Source organism: Pseudomonas sp. BRG-100 (genome assembly GCF_000737955.1).
GTDB classification, from domain to species: Bacteria; Pseudomonadota; Gammaproteobacteria; order Pseudomonadales; family Pseudomonadaceae; genus Aquipseudomonas; species Aquipseudomonas synxantha_A.
Map to the genome: position 1 here is coordinate 5,376,562 of NZ_JPRX01000001.1, position 19,570 is coordinate 5,396,131.

17 protein-coding genes are annotated in these 19,570 nt (G+C 61.9%); 16 read left to right on the forward strand and 1 reads right to left on the reverse strand.

What is annotated here, in order from left to right; all coding sequences use genetic code 11:
- Nucleotides 1-2: 2 nt before the first annotated feature.
- The gene (locus tag JH25_RS03655; protein WP_005789775.1) at nt 3-893 is read right to left on the reverse strand and encodes a LysR family transcriptional regulator; all 891 of its coding nucleotides are present in this window, start codon (nt 891-893) and stop codon (nt 3-5) included.
- A 140-nt stretch (nt 894-1,033) separates the two neighbouring features.
- On the opposite strand from JH25_RS03655, the gene leuC reads away from it, so the two are divergent.
- The 16 genes from leuC (at nt 1,034) to JH25_RS03575 (ending at nt 19,498) form a co-directional block, all read left to right on the forward strand.
- Nucleotides 1,034-2,452 (forward strand): 3-isopropylmalate dehydratase large subunit, encoded by a 1,419-nt coding sequence (gene leuC, locus JH25_RS03650; protein WP_005789773.1) that lies wholly within the window; start codon nt 1,034-1,036, stop codon nt 2,450-2,452.
- Nucleotides 2,453-2,462: 10 nt separating this feature from the next.
- Nucleotides 2,463-3,107, forward strand: a complete 645-nt coding sequence (gene leuD / locus JH25_RS03645; RefSeq protein ID WP_005789771.1) for a 3-isopropylmalate dehydratase small subunit — start codon at nt 2,463-2,465, stop codon at nt 3,105-3,107.
- 137 nt (nt 3,108-3,244) lie between these two features.
- On the forward strand, nt 3,245-4,009 hold the full coding sequence (locus tag JH25_RS03640; RefSeq protein WP_032880244.1) for a class I SAM-dependent methyltransferase: 765 nt from the start codon (nt 3,245-3,247) through the stop codon (nt 4,007-4,009).
- Between the two features lie 53 nt (nt 4,010-4,062).
- Nucleotides 4,063-5,145, forward strand: coding sequence for a 3-isopropylmalate dehydrogenase (leuB, locus tag JH25_RS03635; RefSeq protein WP_032880245.1), 1,083 nt, complete (start codon nt 4,063-4,065; stop codon nt 5,143-5,145).
- A gap of 64 nt (nt 5,146-5,209) precedes the next feature.
- Nucleotides 5,210-6,322 carry an aspartate-semialdehyde dehydrogenase gene (asd, locus tag JH25_RS03630; protein ID WP_005789767.1) on the forward strand — a complete coding sequence of 371 codons (1,113 nt, stop codon included), beginning with the start codon at nt 5,210-5,212 and terminating at the stop codon, nt 6,320-6,322.
- A 253-nt stretch (nt 6,323-6,575) separates the two neighbouring features.
- Nucleotides 6,576-7,586 (forward strand): aspartate-semialdehyde dehydrogenase, encoded by a 1,011-nt coding sequence (locus JH25_RS03625; protein ID WP_032880246.1) that lies wholly within the window; start codon nt 6,576-6,578, stop codon nt 7,584-7,586.
- 161 nt (nt 7,587-7,747) lie between these two features.
- Nucleotides 7,748-10,279 carry a FimV/HubP family polar landmark protein gene (locus tag JH25_RS03620; RefSeq protein WP_032880247.1) on the forward strand — a complete coding sequence of 844 codons (2,532 nt, stop codon included), beginning with the start codon at nt 7,748-7,750 and terminating at the stop codon, nt 10,277-10,279.
- A gap of 182 nt (nt 10,280-10,461) precedes the next feature.
- On the forward strand, nt 10,462-11,286 hold the full coding sequence (gene truA, locus JH25_RS03615; RefSeq protein WP_005789756.1) for a tRNA pseudouridine(38-40) synthase TruA: 825 nt from the start codon (nt 10,462-10,464) through the stop codon (nt 11,284-11,286).
- A 63-nt stretch (nt 11,287-11,349) separates the two neighbouring features.
- Nucleotides 11,350-11,982 (forward strand): phosphoribosylanthranilate isomerase, encoded by a 633-nt coding sequence (locus JH25_RS03610; RefSeq protein ID WP_032880248.1) that lies wholly within the window; start codon nt 11,350-11,352, stop codon nt 11,980-11,982.
- 244 nt (nt 11,983-12,226) lie between these two features.
- Nucleotides 12,227-13,147 (forward strand): acetyl-CoA carboxylase, carboxyltransferase subunit beta, encoded by a 921-nt coding sequence (accD, locus tag JH25_RS03605; RefSeq protein ID WP_005789754.1) that lies wholly within the window; start codon nt 12,227-12,229, stop codon nt 13,145-13,147.
- Complete coding sequence (gene folC / locus JH25_RS03600; protein ID WP_032880250.1) at nt 13,144-14,451, forward strand: bifunctional tetrahydrofolate synthase/dihydrofolate synthase; 1,308 nt, start codon at nt 13,144-13,146, stop codon at nt 14,449-14,451. Before accD ends, folC begins: the two co-directional genes overlap by 4 nt.
- Nucleotides 14,435-15,091: an SPOR domain-containing protein gene (locus JH25_RS03595; protein ID WP_032880251.1), complete on the forward strand. Its 657-nt coding sequence runs from the start codon at nt 14,435-14,437 to the stop codon at nt 15,089-15,091. Before folC ends, JH25_RS03595 begins: the two co-directional genes overlap by 17 nt.
- A 249-nt stretch (nt 15,092-15,340) precedes the next feature.
- Nucleotides 15,341-15,898 (forward strand): CvpA family protein, encoded by a 558-nt coding sequence (locus JH25_RS03590; RefSeq protein WP_005789751.1) that lies wholly within the window; start codon nt 15,341-15,343, stop codon nt 15,896-15,898.
- Between the two features lie 41 nt (nt 15,899-15,939).
- Nucleotides 15,940-17,445, forward strand: a complete 1,506-nt coding sequence (gene purF, locus JH25_RS03585; RefSeq protein ID WP_003192537.1) for an amidophosphoribosyltransferase — start codon at nt 15,940-15,942, stop codon at nt 17,443-17,445.
- 65 nt (nt 17,446-17,510) lie between these two features.
- Nucleotides 17,511-18,722 carry an O-succinylhomoserine sulfhydrylase gene (locus JH25_RS03580; RefSeq protein ID WP_005789748.1) on the forward strand — a complete coding sequence of 404 codons (1,212 nt, stop codon included), beginning with the start codon at nt 17,511-17,513 and terminating at the stop codon, nt 18,720-18,722.
- Between the two features lie 11 nt (nt 18,723-18,733).
- Nucleotides 18,734-19,498: an SDR family oxidoreductase gene (locus JH25_RS03575; protein ID WP_032880253.1), complete on the forward strand. Its 765-nt coding sequence runs from the start codon at nt 18,734-18,736 to the stop codon at nt 19,496-19,498.
- The last annotated feature ends 72 nt before the right edge of the window (nt 19,499-19,570 follow it).

A 19,570-nucleotide genomic window follows, 5' to 3' on the forward strand; every position in this document is an offset into this window, starting at 1 on the left:
TGTCATGCCGGTAACCCTGGCAGATCGACCTGTGCATCCAGCAGGCTCATGAAAGCCCGCGCAGCGTTCGATAGCGTCCTTTCTGTATGCACGATATAGCCTAGCTGGCGACTGAGTTGTATGCCCGGCAAAGCGATACTTGCCACTTGATCATCGAGCATGGTGCGCGGCAACACGCTCCAGGCCAGGCCGATGGACACCATCATCTTGATGGTTTCCAGGTAGTTGGTGCTCATCGCAATATTTGGCGCAAGCCCCTGGGCTTCGAACAGGCGGCTGACAATATGGTGCGTAAAGGTGTTGCCGCCGGGAAACACCGCCGGGTGCCTGGCGATATCGGCCAGGCTGATGGAGCCGTTGCTGATCAGGCTGTGTTCCGGCGCTACCACAAAGTCCAGCGGGTCATCCCATACCGGCGAGGCGCGCACCAGATGGTGGGGCTCGGGCGCCAGGGTGATTACCGCCACTTCGGCGCGACCATGGAGTATTTCTTCGTAGGCCACTTCTGAATCCAAGAACTGAATATCCAGTGCCACGTTTGGGTATTGCCGTGTGAAGGTGCGCAGGATCGGTGGCAGGCGGTGCAGGCCTATATGGTGGCTGGTGGCCAGAGTGAGGCGCCCGCTGACTTCCCCTGTAAGGTTGGTCAGGGCGCGGCGGGTGTCGTCCAGCACGTTGAGGATTTGATAAGCGCGCGGCAGCAAGGCCCTGCCGGCTTCGGTCAAGCCGACTTCACGGCCCAAGCGATCAAACAAACGCACTTTCAATTGCTGCTCCAGGCCCGCGATGCGTTTGCTGATGGCGGGCTGCGTCAGGTGCAGGCGTTCGCCGGCCCCCGAGAAGCTGCCGGTCTCGGCGATGGCGATAAAAGCATTGAGGTTGGCCAGATCCATGGTGCTATTCCAGTTGGTAATCCAAAGCATAAAAAATATGAATTTGAGTTATTTAATGTAGCGCCATACCATCAGCCTCACAAGCCAAAGGGTTATTGAAAAGCCCGGCGTATAGAAACACCGCTGATGAGGACCGACTGATGGCCGGCAAAACGCTTTACGACAAGCTTTGGGATTCCCATGAAGTGAAACGTCGCGATGATGGATCGTCGCTGATCTATATCGACCGTCACATCATCCATGAAGTGACCTCGCCCCAAGCGTTCGAAGGCCTGCGACTGGCCGGGCGCAAGCCTTGGCGCGTCGACTCCATCATCGCCACGCCGGACCACAACGTGCCGACCACTCCTGAGCGCAAGGGCGGTATCGAGGCCATTGCCGACCAGGTTTCGCGTTTGCAGGTGCAAACCCTCGACGACTATTGCGACGAATACGGCATCACCGAATTCAAGATGAATGACGTGCGCCAGGGCATCGTCCATGTGATCGGGCCGGAGCAGGGTGCGACCTTGCCGGGCATGACCGTGGTCTGCGGCGACTCCCACACCTCTACCCACGGTGCGTTCGGCGCCCTGGCCCATGGCATCGGCACCTCCGAGGTGGAACATGTGTTCGCCACCCAGTGCCTGGTCGCCAAGAAAATGAAGAACATGCTGGTACGCGTCGAAGGCCAATTGCCGTTTGGCGTGACCGCCAAGGACATCGTGCTCGCCGTGATCGGCAAGATCGGCACCGCCGGCGGTAACGGCCACGCCATCGAATTCGCCGGCAGCGCCATTCGCGACTTGTCCATCGAAGGGCGCATGACCATCTGCAACATGTCCATCGAGGCCGGTGCCCGTGTGGGCATGGTGGCGGCGGATGAGAAAACCGTGGAGTACGTCAAAGGTCGCCCGTTTGCCCCGCAAGGCGCCGATTGGGACGCCGCCGTCGAAGCCTGGAAAGACCTGGTGTCCGACGCCGATGCGGTGTTCGACACCGTGGTCGAACTCGACGCTGCGCAGATCAAGCCGCAAGTCAGCTGGGGCACTTCGCCGGAAATGGTCCTGGCCGTTGACCAGAACGTACCGGACCCGGCCAAAGAGGCCGACCTGGTCAAGCGCGGCTCCATCGAGCGCGCCCTGAAGTACATGGGCTTGAAGGCCAACCAGGCGATCACCGACATCCAGTTGGATCGCGTGTTCATTGGCTCCTGCACCAACTCGCGGATCGAAGACCTGCGCGCCGCGGCGGTGATCGCCAAGGGCCGCAAGGTTGCCTCGACCATCAAGCAAGCCATTGTGGTACCGGGTTCCGGCCTGGTGAAGGCGCAAGCCGAAGCTGAAGGCCTGGACAAGATCTTCCTCGAAGCCGGTTTTGAGTGGCGTGAGCCGGGCTGTTCGATGTGCCTTGCGATGAACCCGGACCGTTTGGAGTCGGGCGAGCATTGCGCGTCCACCTCCAACCGTAACTTTGAAGGGCGTCAGGGCGCCGGTGGCCGCACCCACCTGGTCAGCCCGGCCATGGCCGCCGCCGCTGCCGTCAACGGTCGTTTCATCGACGTTCGCGAATTGATCTGAGGAATACCCGATGAGAGCTTTTACCCAGCACACAGGTCTTGTAGCGCCGTTGGACCGTGCCAACGTGGACACTGACCAGATCATCCCCAAGCAGTTCTTGAAGTCGATCAAGCGCACCGGTTTTGGCCCCAACCTGTTCGATGAGTGGCGCTATCTGGATGTGGGCTACGCCTACCAGGACAACTCCAAGCGCCCGCTGAACAAAGACTTTGTGCTCAATGCCGAGCGCTATCAGGGGGCCAGTGTGTTGCTGGCCCGGGAAAACTTCGGTTGCGGCTCCAGCCGTGAACACGCGCCGTGGGCCCTGGAAGAGTACGGCTTTCGCAGCATCATCGCGCCCAGCTATGCCGACATCTTCTTCAACAACAGCTTCAAGAACGGCCTGTTGCCGATCATCTTGAGCGATGCCGAAGTGGATGAGCTGTTCCAGCAAGTGGAAGCGAATGTGGGTTATCAGCTGACCGTGGACCTGGCCGCGCAGACCGTCACCCGTCCGGATGGCAAGGTGTATCACTTTGAAGTGGATGCGTTTCGCAAGCACTGCCTGATCAACGGCCTGGACGATATCGGCCTGACCTTGCAGGACGGCGATGCGATTGCCGCGTTTGAAGCCAGGCACCGGGCGAGTCAGCCTTGGTTGTTTCGCGATGCCTGATTTGCGGTAGGCAGGACCGCCGCCATCGGGAGCAAGCCCCCTCCCACATTTGAATGCGTTCGCATATCAACATGTGGGAGGGGGCTTGCTCCCGATAGGGCCAGAACAAACACCACAAGGTCCATTGAGGAAAGCCCATGACTACCACCGCCCACACCCAAGTCGTGCAAAAACAATTCGGCGAACAGGCTGCGGCCTACCTGAGCAGTGCCGTGCACGCCCAGGGCACCGAGTTTTCGCTGCTGCAGGCCGAGCTGGCCGGGCAGGGCGCTGCACGGCTGCTGGACCTGGGTTGCGGTGCCGGTCATGTGAGTTTCCAGGTGGCGCCTCTGGTTAAAGAAGTGGTGGCCTATGACCTGTCCCGGCAGATGCTCGACGTGGTCACCGCCGCCGCGAAAGATCGCGGCCTGCACAATATCCGCACCGTCCACGGCGCCGCCGAGCGTCTGCCGTTCGCCGATGGCGAGTTCGACTTCGTGTTCAGCCGTTATTCGGCCCACCACTGGAGTGACCTGGGCCTGGCCCTGCGGGAAGTGCGCCGCGTGCTCAAGCCGGGCGGGGTGGCGGCGTTTGTGGATGTCTTGTCACCGGGTAGCCCATTGCTGGACACTTACCTGCAAACCGTCGAAGTGCTGCGCGACACCAGCCACGTGCGAGATTACGCCGCCGCCGAGTGGATGCAGCAACTCAGCGAGTCCGGTCTGCATGTGCGTAACAGTCTGCGCCAGCGCCTGCGCCTGGAGTACACCTCGTGGGTCGAGCGCATGCGCACGCCAGAGGTGCTGCGTGCGGCAATCCTTGAGCTGCAAAGGGCGATGGGCCAGGAAGTGCGCGATTATTACGAAATTCAGGCCGACGGCACCTTCAGCACCGACGTGCTGGTGGTCTTTGCCCAGTGTTGATTGATTTTTCCCGACCTGCCCACGGGCGGGTCGCTTGATGAAATGAGGAACCCATGAGCAAGCAGATTCTGATTCTCCCTGGCGACGGTATTGGTCCGGAAATCATGGCCGAAGCGGTCAAGGTGCTGGAGCTTGCAAACGCCAAGTACAGCCTGGGCTTCGAGCTGAGCCACGACGTGATCGGCGGCGCCGCCATCGACAAGCACGGCGTGCCCCTGGCTGACGAAACCCTGGACCGTGCCCGTGCGGCCGACGCCGTGTTGCTCGGCGCCGTGGGCGGCCCGAAGTGGGACAAGATCGAGCGTGACATCCGCCCGGAGCGCGGCCTGTTGAAAATCCGCGCGCAACTGGGCCTGTTCGGCAATCTGCGCCCGGCGATCCTCTACCCGCAACTCGCCGATGCCTCAAGCCTCAAGCCGGAAGTGGTGGCGGGCCTGGATATCCTGATCGTGCGTGAGCTGACCGGCGGTATCTATTTCGGTTCGCCACGGGGCGTGCGCGAGTTGGAAAATGGCGAGCGCCAGGCCTACGACACCCTGCCGTACAGCGAGAGCGAAATCCGCCGTATTGCCCGGGTCGGTTTCGATATGGCCCGTGTGCGTGGCAAAAAGGTGTGCTCGGTGGATAAAGCCAACGTGCTGGCCTCCAGCCAACTGTGGCGCGAAATCGTTGAGGAAGTGGCCAAGGATTACCCGGACGTCGAACTGAGCCACATGTACGTCGACAACGCCGCGATGCAGCTGGTGCGTGCGCCCAAGCAGTTTGACGTGATCGTCACCGACAACCTGTTCGGCGACATCCTGTCCGACCAGGCGTCCATGCTCACAGGTTCCATCGGCATGTTGCCGTCGGCGTCCCTGGACACCAACAACAAGGGCATGTACGAGCCGTGTCACGGTTCGGCGCCGGACATCGCAGGCCAGGGCATTGCCAACCCGCTGGCGACCATTTTGTCGGTGTCGATGATGCTGCGTTACACCTTCAACCTGAGTGAAGCGGCCGACGCGATCGAGAAAGCCGTCAGCCTGGTACTGGACCAGGGCTTGCGCACCGGGGACATCTGGTCCCAGGGCTGCACCAGGGTCGGAACGCAAGAAATGGGCGACGCAGTAGTCGCCGCGCTGCGGAATCTGTAATCTCTCGGGCCCGCTTGCAGTTGTTGCTGCAAGGCGGCCCACTTTTTAACAAGGTGTAGTTGCGATGAAACGTGTAGGTCTGATCGGTTGGCGCGGTATGGTCGGTTCCGTGCTCATGCAGCGGATGCTGGAAGAGCAGGATTTCGATCTTATTGAGCCGGTGTTTTTCACCACTTCGAACGTAGGTGGCCAAGGGCCGTCCGTGGGCAAGGATATTGCCCCGCTCAAGGACGCCTACAGCATTGAAGAGTTGAAGACCCTCGACGTGATCCTGACGTGCCAGGGTGGCGACTACACCAGCGAAGTCTTCCCCAAGCTGCGCGAAGCCGGCTGGCAGGGTTACTGGATCGACGCCGCTTCCAGCCTGCGTATGCAGGATGACGCGGTGATCATCCTTGATCCGGTCAACCGTAAGGTCATCGACCAGCAACTGGATGCCGGCACCAAGAACTACGTGGGCGGCAACTGCACCGTCAGCCTGATGCTGATGGGGCTGGGTGGCCTGTTCGAAGCCGGCCTGGTCGAGTGGATGAGTGCCATGACCTATCAGGCGGCTTCCGGTGCCGGTGCGCAGAACATGCGCGAGCTGATCAAGCAGATGGGCGCGACCCATGCCGCTGTCGCCGATCAACTGGCCGACCCGGCCAGCGCGATTCTCGACATCGACCGTCGTGTGGCCGAAGCCATGCGCAGCGACGCCTACCCGACCGAGAACTTCGGCGTGCCATTGGCCGGTAGCTTGATCCCGTGGATCGACAAGGAACTGCCCAACGGTCAGAGCCGCGAGGAGTGGAAGGCTCAGGCCGAGACCAACAAGATCCTCGGTCGCTTCAAGAACCCGATTCCGGTGGACGGCATCTGCGTGCGCATTGGCGCCATGCGTTGCCACAGCCAGGCGTTGACCATCAAGCTGAACAAAGACGTGCCGATCGCCGATATCGAAGGCTTGATCAGCCAGCACAACCCTTGGGTCAAGCTGGTGCCGAACAACCGCGATATCAGCATGCAGGAGCTGAGCCCGACCAAGGTCACCGGTACCCTGAATGTACCGGTGGGCCGTCTGCGCAAGCTGAACATGGGTAGCCAGTTCCTCGGTGCGTTCACCGTCGGCGACCAGCTGCTGTGGGGCGCGGCTGAACCGCTGCGTCGCATGTTGCGGATTTTGCTGGAGCGTTGATCGCTTTCTTGCATTGAAGAACCCCGCGCTCTGGTGACAGGCGCGGGGTTTTTTATTGTTCTGTCGGGCGCTATCGGGAGCAAGCCCCCTCCCACATTCGACCCAGTTCCAACCTTGAAATGGAGGGCAAGTGTGGGAGGGGGGCTTGCTTGCGATAGCGCCATCAGCCACACCACAAGGCCCAGGCTAATTGCCTCACCCCCAGCCACCCGGTAAAGTGCCGCTCCCCCCTGCAATGCCCGAGGCAGCCCCCATGACCCAGACCTTTGAAATCGCCGTGATTGGTGCCACCGGCACTGTGGGTGAAACACTGGTGCAGATCCTCGAAGAGCTGGATTTCCCGGTAGGCACCCTGTATTTGCTGGCGGGCAGCAACTCGGCGGGGGCTTCGGTGCCGTTTCGTGGCAAGAACGTGCGGGTCAAAGAGGTCGACGAGTTCGATTTCAGCAAGGCGCAGTTGGCGTTCTTCGCAGCAGGCCCGGCGGTGACCCTGAGTTTCGCCCCGCGCGCCACAGCCGCTGGCTGTTCGGTGATCGACTTGTCCGGTGCATTGCCTGCCGAACAGGCGCCGCCAGTGGTGCCGCAGGCCAACGCCCAGGTGTTGAACGGTTTGAAAAAGCCGTTCCAGCTCGCCAGCCCAAGCCCGTCTGCCACCTACCTGGCGGTAGTGCTCGCGCCGTTGCGGGGTTTGGTGGACATCCAGCGCGTGAATGTCACCGCCAACCTGGCGGTCTCTGCCCAGGGCCGGGAGGCCGTCAGCGAGTTGGCGCGGCAGACCGCTGAGTTATTGAACGTGCGTCCACTGGAGCCGAAGTTCTTCGATCGGCAAATGGCGTTCAACCTGCTGGCTCAAGTCGGTACGCCAGACGCCCAAGGTCATACAGCCTTGGAGACACGCCTCGTACACGAGCTGCGTGCCGTGCTGGAAACACCTTTGCTAAAGATTTCCGCAACCTGCGTTCAAGCCCCGGTGTTTTTCGGCGATAGCCTGACAGTGTCGTTGCAATTGGCCGCGCCGGTCGATCTGGCCGCAGTCAACCGTGCACTCGATGCTGCGCCGGGTATCGAGCTGGTTGAGGAGGGCGATTACCCAACGGCTGTAGGCGATGCGGTCGGCCAGGATGTGGTTTACGTAGGACGCGTACGTGCAGGTGTCGACGACCCTGCGGAACTAAATCTGTGGTTGACGTCAGATAACGTACGCAAGGGCTCGGCCCTGAACGCTGTGGAGCTGGCGCAGTTGTTGATAAAAGGCCTTGTGTAAAAGATACTTGGCGGCAATTTGTAGATTGATTCTAGCCAGGCGCTATGCTTGGTCCCAAGTGAAACACAAGCGCGTCGGTGACCTATCGGCTCGCCATGCCTTATGGCAGCGGTTACCAACCTTCTCGCAGGGCGGGGAGCGTTCAAACAAAGGATGAGGCTATGGTTCAAGTTCGCAAACTGGTGTTAGCAATAGCGGCCGCCTCGGCGCTGTCCTCCGGTATGGCGCAGGCGCTGCAACTTGGGGAGATGACCCTCAAGTCGAAGTTGAACCAGCCGCTGTCGGTGGAAATCGAATTGCGTGATGTGGGCGGCCTCACGGCGGCCGAGATCACTCCGAGCCTGGCTTCTGCCCAGGCCTTCGTGGATGCGGGCGTTGACCGCCAGGCGTTTCTCGACGACCTGACGTTCACCCCGGTGATCAACCCCGAAGGTCGCAGCGTGGTGCGCGTGACCTCCAGCAAGCCGCTGCCCGATTCCTATGTGCGTTTCCTGCTGCAGGTGCAATGGCCCAATGGCCGTTTGATGCGTGACTACAGCGTACTGCTCGACCCGGCCAAGTTCGACCAGCCGGCACCGACTGCCAGCGCGCCGGCCATTACCGCACCTGCCGCCGGCACGCCCGCCCAGCACACCACCACGTCCCGCGACACCTTGTGGGAAATCGCCGCGAAGAATCGTAACGGCGCCTCGGTCCAGCAGACGATGCTGGCGATCCAGGCGCTCAACCCTGACGCTTTTATCGATGGCAATATCAACCGCCTGAAAACCGGCCAGGTCCTGCGCCTGCCAGATGTCACGCAAAGTACGGCGCTGGCGCAGCCTCAAGCGATCGCCGAAGTCAGCGCGCAGAACGCCGCATGGCGTCAGGGCCGTCGTACCCCCAAGGGCCAAGTGGCCGGCAAGGCGCAGTTGGATGCGACCAAGCGTACCCAGGCCGGCAATGCGCCGGCGAGCACCCAGGCCAAGGACAACTTGAGCCTGGTCTCGGCCGAAGCCGCCAAGCAAGGTACGAAGGGCAAGGCCGGTGATAACCGTGCATTGAGCGACAAGCTGGCGATGACCCAGGAAGAGCTGGACACCACCCGCCGCGATAACGAAGAACTGAAGAGCCGCGCCGCCGACTTGCAAAGCCAGTTGGACAAGTTGCAAAAGCTGATTCAGTTGAAGAATGACCAGTTGGCTCGCTTGCAGGCGCAAAACGGTGAGCCGGCTACGGCTGCAATCCCTGCGCAGCTGGCAGGTGAGCCCGCAGCAGAGCCCGCAGCAGAGCCCGCAGCAGAGCCTGCGGCGCCCGCTGCAACCCCTGCACCCGCCGCTGAACCGCCCAAGCCGGTCGCGGCACCTGCTACCACCGAAGGCAAGTTCAATGACTTGCTGACCAACCCTATTATCCTCGGCATCATTGGCGGGGCAGGCATCCTGGTGGTGCTGCTGCTTCTGTTGCTGTGGGCGCGCCATCGCAATGCCCGCCGCGAAGAGGAAAAGCATCTGCGCATGGCGCGAGCGCTGGCCGAAGAGCCTGAGTTCACGCCCAATATTGACCAGGACCTGCCGCCCGACAGTTTTGAAGGCCTTGAAGTGCCACCGCCGAGCGTCAAGCTGGGCGCCGCGCCAGCGCCTGCCCCGGTGGCTGAGCCGGTTGTCGTGCCGACTGTCGCTTCCGTGCTCGCACCCCTGGCCGTCGCTGTTGCCCAGGAGAATTCCAGCGATGCATTGGCTCAGGCCCAGTCCCATATCGACCGCGGCCACCTGAACCAGGCGGCTGATGTGCTTGAACAAGCCATCAAGCATGAGCCCAAGCGCAGCGACCTGCGTTTGAAGCTGATGGAAGTCTACGGCCTGCAGAATGACAAGGACGGCTTCGTCACCCAGGAGCGGCAATTGGTCGCCAACGGTGAGAACCACGCCCAGGTCGAGCAGCTCAAGAGCCGCTTCCCGGCCATGGCCGTGCTGGCAGCGGGCGTCAGCGCCGCCGTGGCTGCTGCGGCTCTCGATGCGCAGTACGTCAAGGATTTGCTCGATGACAAGCCGGCCGCGCCTGAGCCGGCGGACACCTTCGACAACGATTTTGACCTTAGCCTGGATGAGCTGGAAGCTGCCTCGCCGGCCGAGATCGCCCGGGACCAGCAAACCTTTGAAGCGCTGCTGCAACAACAGACTGAGGCCAAGGCCGATGCGCAGGATCTCTCGGACTTTGATCTGGACCTGCAACTGGATCCGCCAGCGTCGAAATCCGATGACGACTTCCTCTCGGGACTTGAGGAGCAGATGAAGGACGTGCCGCCTGTCGAGCCGCCCACCCTGACACCTGCCGCGCTGGACGAATTCGAGTTGCCGGAAGACTTTGACCTGTCCCTGGCTGATGAGCCGACGGCCCCGGCAGCCAAGCCCGATGCGTTTGCCTCGGAACTGGACGACGTCAATGCCGAGTTGGACCGATTGTCCCAGAGCCTGGAGCACCCGCCGATCGAGCCGACCTTCACGGCCGAGGATGCCGCGCTGGGCGGTGATGATGAGCCGGACTTCGATTTCCTCTCGGGTACGGATGAAGTCGCCACCAAGTTGGACCTGGCCCAGGCGTATATCGACATGGGCGACGCGGACGGCGCGCGGGATATTCTGTCCGAGGTTTTGACCGAGGGCGATGAAGGCCAGCGTGGCGAAGCCAAGGAAATGCTCGGCCGAATCTAAAGCCAGGCGCTGTAACAGTGTGGGGGGGCGGTGCGACGATTCGACTTGCTCCCTCCCACATTTGTTTGGCATCGATCCATAACAAAACGCCCGTCAGGCATCCGACGCCTTTATAATGCCCGCCTTTGCGCAACTCATCAGGCTCTCAGTTCTTGGCAAATATAGATAACGCGGCCGCCGAAATGGCGGCCGCCGGCTTTTACCGCATCGCCCTGGGCGTGGAATACAAAGGCTCGCGCTATCGCGGCTGGCAGCGTCAGGCCTCCGGCGTGCTGACGGTGCAGGAAACCCTCGAAAACGCCCTGTCCAAAGTCGCTGACTCACCGGTGTCGCTGATGTGCGCCGGGCGTACCGACGCTGGCGTACACGCGTGTGGCCAGGTGGTGCACTTCGACACCCAGGCCGAGCGGTCGATGAAGGCGTGGGTGATGGGGGCGAATATCAATTTGCCCCACGACGTGAGTGTGAGCTGGGCCAAGGTCATGCCGGCGCATTTTCATGCACGCTTCAAGGCCATCGCCCGGCGTTACCGTTACGTGATCTACAACGATCAGATCCGCCCCGCGCATCTCAATGAAGAAATTACCTGGAACCACCGCCCACTGGATGCCGAGCGCATGGCCGAGGCCGCGCAGCACCTGGTGGGCGTGCATGACTTCAGCGCCTTCCGCGCCGGCCAGTGCCAGGCCAAGTCGCCGATCAAGGAAGTTCACCACCTGCGGGTCACTCGCCACGGCAAGATGATCGTGCTGGATATTCGCGCCGGAGCGTTCCTGCATCACATGGTGCGCAACATTGCCGGCGTGCTGATGACCATCGGCACCGGCGAGCGCCCGGTTGAGTGGGCCAGGGAAGTGCTGGAAAGCCGCATTCGTCGCACGGGCGGCGTCACGGCGCACCCATTTGGCCTGTATTTGGTGGATGTGGAGTACCGCGACGAGTTCCAGTTGCCGGAACGCTTTATCGGGCCACACTTCCTCACAGGTTTCAGTGAACTTGGCGGCTGACGCCCGGAAAAGCTTTTGTTAACATCCGGGACTTTCTCGGTCCAACCCTGAGGTTCCTACGACATGTCAGCCGTTCGCAGCAAGATTTGCGGGATTACCCGCATAGAAGACGCGCTGGCGGCAGTCGAGGCAGGGGCCGATGCCATCGGTCTGGTGTTTTATGCCAAAAGCCCGCGCGCGGTGAATGTGCTGCAGGCGCGGGCCATCATTGCGGCGCTGCCGCCTTTCGTGACCACTGTGGGCTTGTTCGTCAACGCCAGTCGCTGCGAACTCAATGAAACCCTGGATGCGGTGCCGCTGGACATGCTGCAGTTCCATGGCGATGAAACGCCTGATGAGTGTGAGAGTTATCAGCGCCCGTACATCAAGGCGTTGCGGGTCAAGACGGGCGACGATATCGCCGCGGCGTGTGCCGCGTATATCGGCGCTCGCGGGATCCTGCTCGACACCTACGTCGAAGGCGTACCGGGTGGTACGGGTGAGGCGTTCGATTGGTCGCTGATTCCCGAAGGGTTGAGCAAGCCGATCATACTGGCCGGTGGGCTCAACCCTGTGAACGTCGGGGCTGCCATCGAGCAGGTGCGGCCGTATGCCGTGGACGTCAGCGGTGGGGTGGAGCAGGGCAAGGGCATCAAGGATCACAACAGGATTCGCGCATTCATGCAGGCCGTGCGCAACAGCAGTGGCGGGATGTGACGGCTGGCAGTCTGCCGCCGTCCATAACTACCACTGTGTAAAACAGCCCGGCGCCGCCTGTGGGTGGCCCGGAAATGAAGTGGCAACCCTGCGCTGGCAGGTTGTCTGGAAGGCTGAGGATGCAGGCGGGAAATGGCAGGTCCAACGTCTGACCCCGTCCCGCAGGCATCATCGCCACATATGAATTTAGCTCAAGGGCATACGCGGGGCTGTGTTCAAGCCACCGGTACTGGAGAAAGAAAGCATGAGCAACTGGTTAGTAGACAAACTGATCCCTTCGATCATGCGTTCCGAGGTGAAGAAAAGCTCGGTTCCTGAAGGTCTGTGGCACAAGTGCCCGTCCTGCGACGCGGTGCTGTACCGCCCGGAGCTGGAAAAGACCCTGGATGTTTGCCCCAAGTGCAATCACCACATGCGTATCGGCGCGCGCGCGCGCATCGACATCTTCCTGGATGCCGATGGCCGCAACGAACTGGGCGCTGACCTGGAGCCGGTCGACCGTCTCAAGTTCCGCGACAGCAAGAAGTACAAGGACCGTCTGGTCGGTGCGCAGAAGCAGACCGGCGAGAAGGACGCGCTGATCTCGGTCAGCGGCAAGCTGCTGGGCATGCCGGTGGTGGTCTCGGCCTTCGAGTTTTCCTTCATGGGCGGTTCCATGGGCGCCATCGTCGGTGAGCGCTTTGTGCGTGCGGCCAACTACGCCCTGGAAAACCGTTGCCCGATGATCTGCTTCGCCGCCTCCGGTGGTGCGCGTATGCAGGAAGCGCTGATCTCCCTGATGCAAATGGCCAAGACCTCGGCGGTACTGGCGCGTCTGCGCGAAGAAGGCATTCCGTTCATCTCGGTACTGACCGACCCGGTCTACGGCGGCGTTTCCGCCAGCCTGGCGATGCTCGGCGATGTGATCGTCGGCGAGCCCAAGGCGCTGATCGGTTTTGCCGGCCCGCGTGTGATCGAGCAAACCGTGCGCGAGAAGCTGCCGGAAGGCTTCCAGCGCAGCGAGTTCCTGCTGGAGCACGGTGCTATCGACCTGATCATCCCGCGTGGCGAACTGCGTCCACGTCTGGGTAACCTGCTGGCGCAAATGATGGGCCTGCCGACGCCTGTGTACGTCGCGCCTAAAGTCGAGCCAATCGTCGTGCCGCCGGTGCCTGCAAACCTATGACCCAACGTACCCTGGGCGAATGGCTCGCCTACCTTGAGCAGTTGCATCCGTCCGCCATCGACATGGGCCTGGAGCGCTCGCAACAGGTAGCGGCCCGCCTCGGGTTGGGCCAGCCGGCACCGCGTGTGATCACGGTGACCGGCACCAATGGCAAGGGCTCCACCTGTGCCTTTGTCGCGGCGCTGTTGCAGGCCCAGGGCCTGAAGGTCGGCGTGTACAGCTCGCCGCACCTGCTGCGCTACAACGAGCGGGTACAGCTCAATGGCGTCGAAGCCACGGACGAGCAGTTGTGCGCAGCCTTCGCTGCCCTGGATGCCGGGCGTGGCGATATTTCCCTGACCTATTTCGAGATGGGCACCCTGGCGGCGTTCTGGCTGTTTGAGCGTGCGCAACTGGATGTGGTCGTACTGGAAGTCGGCCTCGGCGGGCGCCTGGATACGGTCAACGTGGTGGATGCCGACCTGGCGCTGGTCACCAGCATCGGTGTTGATCATGCCGACTACCTGGGCAATACCCGCGAGTCCGTGTCCTATGAAAAGGCCGGGATCTTCCGTCCAGGCAGGCCGGCGCTGTGTGGCGACCTGGATCCGCCGCAACCTTTGCTGGACAAGGTGCGCGAGCTGGATTGCCCGTTCTACCTGCGCGGCCGTGAATTCAATCTCGATATCGGTGCGACCCATTGGCAATGGCGCGGGCGTGATGCCCGTGGCAAGGTGGTCGAGCTGCTTGATTTGCCGCTGCTGAACCTGCCGATGGAAAACGCTGCGCTCGCGCTGCAAGCCTATTTGCTGCTGGATCTGCCGTGGGATGCCGAGCAGATCGGCGCAACCCTGCGGGCGACGAAAGTGGTGGGGCGCCTGGATCGTCGGGTGCTCGACTGGCAAGGCAAGCGCCTGAACCTGTTGTTGGATGTGGGGCACAACCCCCATGCGGCTCACTATTTGGCGCAGCGCCTGGCACGCACGCTACCGGCCGGCCGTCGACTGGCGGTGTTCGGGCTGTTGGCCGACAAGGATCTGGATGGGGTGGTTGCGCCGTTGCTTGGCAGTGTTCAGTCTTGGGCTGTTGCGCCGCTGGATACGCCGCGCAGCCGGCCGGCGGTTGAGCTGCAGACCGCCTTGCAGAACCTTGGCGCGCCCGTGACGTCGTATGCAAGCATCACTGCCGCCCTTGAAGCGCAGTGTGCGGTGGCTACGGCAGAGGACGAAATCCTGTTGTTCGGATCATTTTATTGTGTTGCCGAGGCGCTCGAATGGCTGGCCCGGCGCTCCACGGAGGAAGCTGCACATGGCATTACTGGATAGCGCATACAAGCAGCGAATGGTTGGAGCCCTGGTATTGGTGGCGTTGGCAGTCATCTTCCTGCCGATGCTGTTTTCCCGTCAGGACGAGCAGCGCCAGGTGGTGGTTGAAGCGCCCGCTGCGCCCCAGGCGCCGGTGGTGCCCCAGGTTCAGGTCGAGCCGGTGGTGGTGCCCGAGCCTCAGGCGTTGCCGGAAGAACCTGTACCTGTCGAGGAGGAGGTCGCCACGCAACCGGCTCCTTCGATGCCGGTGCAGCCAAGTGTGCCGGTGGTCAAGCCGACGCCGGCACCGGCTGTCGCTGCCAAACCGCCTGCACCGGCGCCAACGCCCAAGCCTGTGGCGCCGCAGCCTGCTGCGCCGGGTAAACCGGATGTGGGCCAGAGCCGCATTGATCCCAATGGCCTGCCGATCAGTTGGTCGATCCAGCTCGCCAGCCTGGCCAATCGCGAAAGTGCCGACGCCTTGCAGAAAAAGCTGCGTGCCCAGGGTTATAACGCTTACATCCGCAGCGCCGATGGCAAGAATCGTGTGTTTGTCGGGCCGCTGATCGAGCGCGCCGAGGCTGATCGCCTGCGCGATTTGCTGGGTCGCCAGCAGAACCTCAATGGGTTTGTGGTGCGCTTCCAGCCGGAGCGCGGCTGATTCAAGCAGGCATTAACGCAATCTAAGTGTGGGAGGGGGCTTGCTCCCGATAGCGGTGGGTCAGTCAGTACATCTGATACTGACACACTTCAATCGGGAGCAAGCCCCCTCCCACATTGGTTTATGGTGGGCTTGAAATGGCGTTCACACTGCCCAATCTATTGATTTGCAAAGCAGCCGCAATCACCGCTTACCGATAGCCCGGCGCTCTGCTAAAATGCGCCGCCTTATCCGTACGTAGGCTGCACTGTGCCATTTACCTGGGTTGATTGGGCGATCGTTGCAATCGTCGCCATCTCCGCTTTGATCAGTCTGAGCCGCGGCTTTGTAAAAGAAGCACTGTCGTTGCTGACCTGGATCATCGCAGGAGTCGTAGCCTGGATGTTCGGTGGTTCACTGTCGGTCTACCTGGCCGGGTACATAGAGACACCTTCGGCTCGCGTCATCGCGGGCTGCGCCATCATGTTCATCGCCACGCTGCTGGTGGGGGCAATGGTCAATTATCTTATTGGCGAATTGATACGTGTCACCGGCCTCTCCGGGACCGATCGATTTCTCGGCATGGCCTTCGGTGCCGCGCGTGGCGCGTTGCTGGTGGTCGTGGCGGTCGGGCTGTTGAGCCTGGGGCCGGTACAGCAGGATTCGTGGTGGCAGGAGTCTGTACTCGTGCCAAAATTTCTATTGGTTGCAGATTGGTCCAAGAACCTCATATTGGGGTGGAGCAGTCAGTGGCTGGCCAGCGGAATCAGCGTACCCGCTGATCTTCCGTTCAAGGAACACCTCTTGCCGGCGCAAACGCCTCAGTAAGCTGTGTTCAGTCAAGATTCATTAAGTAGGGGTTGCGTCGCATGTGTGGCATCGTCGGTATCGTCGGTAAGTCGAACGTCAATCAGGCGCTGTATGACGCGCTAACCGTCCTCCAGCACCGCGGCCAGGACGCTGCCGGTATTGTGACCAGCCACGACGGCCGGTTATTCCTGCGCAAGGACAATGGCCTGGTGCGTGACGTGTTCCATCAGCGTCACATGCAGCGCCTCGTCGGGCACATGGGCATTGGCCATGTGCGCTACCCGACTGCCGGTAGCTCGACTTCGGCCGAAGCTCAACCGTTCTACGTCAACTCGCCTTACGGCATCACCCTGGCGCACAACGGTAACCTGACCAACGTTGAACAGCTGGCCAAGGAGATCTACGAATCTGACCTGCGCCACGTCAACACCAGTTCCGACTCGGAAGTGCTGCTCAACGTGTTCGCCCACGAACTGGCCCAGCGCGGCAAGCTGCAGCCGACCGAAGAAGACGTGTTTGCTGCCGTGATCGACGTGCACAACCGTTGCGTCGGTGGTTATGCCGTGGTGGCGATGATCACCGGGTACGGCATCGTCGGTTTCCGCGACCCCCACGGCATCCGCCCGATTGTGTTCGGCCAGCGTCACACCGACGAAGGCGTCGAGTACATGATCGCGTCCGAAAGCGTGTCCCTGGATGTACTGGGCTTCACCCTGATCCGCGACCTGGCGCCGGGCGAGGCTGTCTACATCACCGAAGACGGCAAGCTGCACACCCGCCAGTGCGCCGTTGCGCCGAAGCTGACCCCGTGCATCTTCGAGCACGTCTACCTGGCGCGTCCCGACTCGATCATCGACGGTGTGTCGGTCTACAAGGCGCGTCTGCGCATGGGCGAGAAGCTGGCCGAGAAGATCCTGCGCGAGCGTCCAGAGCACGACATCGATGTGGTTATCCCGATTCCGGACACCAGTCGTACCGCTGCGCTGGAGCTGGCCAACCACCTGGGCGTCAAGTTCCGCGAAGGCTTCGTCAAGAACCGCTACATCGGCCGTACGTTCATCATGCCCGGCCAGGCTGCGCGCAAGAAATCGGTGCGTCAGAAGCTCAACGCCATCGAGCTTGAGTTCCGCGGCAAGAACGTGATGCTGGTGGACGACTCCATCGTACGCGGCACCACCTGCAAGCAGATCATCCAGATGGCCCGCGAAGCCGGGGCGAAGAACGTGTACTTCTGTTCTGCGGCGCCTGCGGTGCGTTACCCGAACGTGTACGGTATCGACATGCCGAGCGCCCATGAGCTGATTGCGCATAATCGTTCGACCCAGGACGTGGCCGACCTGATCGGCGCCGACTGGCTGATCTACCAGGACCTGCCGGACCTGATCGAAGCGGTTGGCGGGGGCAAGATCAAGATCGAGCAGTTCGACTGCGCCGTGTTCGACGGCAAGTACGTGACCGGAGATGTCGACGAGGCTTACCTGAACAAGATCGAGCAGGCGCGTAACGACTCGTCCAAGATCAAGACCCAGGCGGTCAGCGCGATCATCGACCTGTACAACAACTGAGTAGACACCGGCCCTGAGGGGCCGGTTTTGTATCTTAAATAACGTATTGAGTAAGGAGTCGCAGCATGAGTCAGGAATGGGATGCCGGTCGGTTGGACAGCGACCTCGATGGCGTAGCTTTCGATACCCTGGCTGTGCGCGCCGGCCAGCACCGCACCCCGGAAGGGGAGCACGGTGACCCGATGTTCTTCACCTCAAGCTACGTGTTCCGCACGGCGGCCGACGCTGCGGCGCGTTTTTCCGGTGAGGTGCCGGGCAACGTGTACTCGCGCTACACCAACCCGACCGTGCGCGCGTTCGAAGAGCGTATCGCGGCCCTGGAGGGCGCTGAGCAGGCTGTGGCGACCGCGACCGGCATGGCGGCCATCCTGGCGGTGGTGATGAGCCTGTGCAGCGCTGGCGACCATGTGCTGGTGTCGCGCAGCGTGTTCGGCTCGACCATCAGCCTGTTCGAGAAGTACTTCAAGCGCTTCGGTATCGAAGTGGATTACGTGCCCCTGGCGGATTTGTCCGGCTGGGATGCGGCGATCAAGGCCAATACCAAGCTGCTGTTCGTCGAATCGCCGTCGAACCCGCTGGCCGAGTTGGTCGACATCGCTGCGCTGTCCGAAGTCGCCCACGCCAAGGGTGCGATGCTGGTGGTGGATAACTGCTTCTGTACCCCGGCCTTGCAGCAACCGCTGAAGCTGGGTGCAGACATCGTGGTGCACTCGGCAACCAAGTTCATCGACGGCCAGGGCCGTTGCATGGGCGGCGTGGTGGCTGGGCGCAGCGAGCAGATGAAGGAAGTGGTGGGCTTCCTGCGTACCGCCGGCCCGACCCTGAGCCCGTTCAACGCATGGATCTTCCTCAAGGGCCTGGAAACCCTCAGCCTGCGCATGAAAGCCCATTGCGCCAACGCCCAGGCCCTGGCCGAGTGGCTGGAGCAGCAGGATGGTATCGAGAAGGTGCACTACGCTGGCCTCAAGAGCCACCCGCAACACGCCTTGGCCCAGCGCCAGCAGCGTGGTTTTGGTGCGGTGGTGAGTTTCGAAGTCAAGGGCGGCAAAGACGGCGCCTGGCGCTTTATCGATGCGACGCGCTTGATCTCCATTACCGCCAACCTGGGTGACAGCAAGACCACCATCACTCACCCGAGCACCACCTCCCACGGGCGCCTGGCGCCGCAGGAGCGTGAAGCGGCCGGTATCCGTGACAGCCTGATCCGCATCGCGGTGGGTCTGGAAGATGTAGCAGACTTGCAGGCAGACCTGGCCCGCGGGCTGGCGGCCTTGTGATCGAGTGGTCCATGGAGGCCGCAGCGGCCAGTAACGGACGCGTTGCGCTGGTAACGGGCGCGGCGCGGGGCATTGGCCTGGGGATTGCCGCGTGGCTGATCAGCGAAGGCTGGCAGGTGGTGTTGACCGACCTTGACCGCGAGCGCGGCGCCAAGGTGTCCAAGGTGCTGGGTGATAACGCCTGGTTCATCACCATGGACGTGGCCGACGAGAAGCAAGTGGCCCAGGGGGTTGCCGAGGTGTTGGGGCAGTTCGGGCGACTCGACGCGCTGGTCTGCAATGCCGCCGTGGCTGACCCGCGCAATATCACCCTGGAAAGCCTCGATCTGGCGTACTGGAATCGCGTGCTGGCGGTGAACCTCGGCGGGCCGATGCTGTTGGCCAAGCATTGCGCGCCGTACCTGCGCGCCCACGGCGGTGCGATCGTCAACCTGGCATCGACCCGGGCCCGTCAATCGGAGCCGGATACCGAAGCTTACGCGGCGAGCAAGGGTGGCTTGCTGGCCCTGACTCACGCCTTGGCCATGAGCCTGGGGCCAGAGGTTCGGGTCAATGCGGTCAGCCCTGGCTGGATTGATGCGCGTGATCCTGCTGCACGCCGTGCGGAGCCGCTCACCGATGCTGATCATGCCCAGCATCCGGCGGGCAGGGTCGGTACGGTAGAGGACGTGGCGGCGATGGTGGCCTGGTTGCTGTCGCGTCAGGCCGGGTTTGTCACCGGGCAAGAGTTTGTAGTGGACGGTGGCATGAGCAAGAAGATGATTTACAGCGAGTAGGACGGTTAGCCGTCTTGAAGTGATTTTGTCTTTTTCAGAAAAACTTCAAGCAGGCTATTGACTTAGGTCCGC

Excerpts from the sequence above, each read along its gene's own strand:
- JH25_RS03640 (WP_032880244.1), top strand. The coding sequence starts at position 3,245 with ATGACTACCACCGCCCACACCCAAGTCGTGCAAAAACAATTCGGCGAA.
- asd (WP_005789767.1), top strand. The coding sequence starts at position 5,210 with ATGAAACGTGTAGGTCTGATCGGTTGGCGCGGTATGGTCGGTTCCGTG.
- truA (WP_005789756.1), top strand. The coding sequence starts at position 10,462 with ATGGCGGCCGCCGGCTTTTACCGCATCGCCCTGGGCGTGGAATACAAA.
- folC (WP_032880250.1), top strand. The coding sequence starts at position 13,144 with ATGACCCAACGTACCCTGGGCGAATGGCTCGCCTACCTTGAGCAGTTG.
- purF (WP_003192537.1), top strand. The coding sequence starts at position 15,940 with ATGTGTGGCATCGTCGGTATCGTCGGTAAGTCGAACGTCAATCAGGCG.
- accD (WP_005789754.1), top strand. The coding sequence starts at position 12,227 with ATGAGCAACTGGTTAGTAGACAAACTGATCCCTTCGATCATGCGTTCC.
- JH25_RS03625 (WP_032880246.1), top strand. The coding sequence starts at position 6,576 with ATGACCCAGACCTTTGAAATCGCCGTGATTGGTGCCACCGGCACTGTG.
- JH25_RS03580 (WP_005789748.1), top strand. The coding sequence starts at position 17,511 with ATGAGTCAGGAATGGGATGCCGGTCGGTTGGACAGCGACCTCGATGGC.
- JH25_RS03620 (WP_032880247.1), top strand. The coding sequence starts at position 7,748 with ATGGTTCAAGTTCGCAAACTGGTGTTAGCAATAGCGGCCGCCTCGGCG.
- JH25_RS03610 (WP_032880248.1), top strand. The coding sequence starts at position 11,350 with ATGTCAGCCGTTCGCAGCAAGATTTGCGGGATTACCCGCATAGAAGAC.
- JH25_RS03595 (WP_032880251.1), top strand. The coding sequence starts at position 14,435 with ATGGCATTACTGGATAGCGCATACAAGCAGCGAATGGTTGGAGCCCTG.
- JH25_RS03575 (WP_032880253.1), top strand. The coding sequence starts at position 18,734 with ATGGAGGCCGCAGCGGCCAGTAACGGACGCGTTGCGCTGGTAACGGGC.
- JH25_RS03655 (WP_005789775.1), bottom strand. The coding sequence starts at position 893 with ATGGATCTGGCCAACCTCAATGCTTTTATCGCCATCGCCGAGACCGGC.
- leuB (WP_032880245.1), top strand. The coding sequence starts at position 4,063 with ATGAGCAAGCAGATTCTGATTCTCCCTGGCGACGGTATTGGTCCGGAA.
- leuC (WP_005789773.1), top strand. The coding sequence starts at position 1,034 with ATGGCCGGCAAAACGCTTTACGACAAGCTTTGGGATTCCCATGAAGTG.
- leuD (WP_005789771.1), top strand. The coding sequence starts at position 2,463 with ATGAGAGCTTTTACCCAGCACACAGGTCTTGTAGCGCCGTTGGACCGT.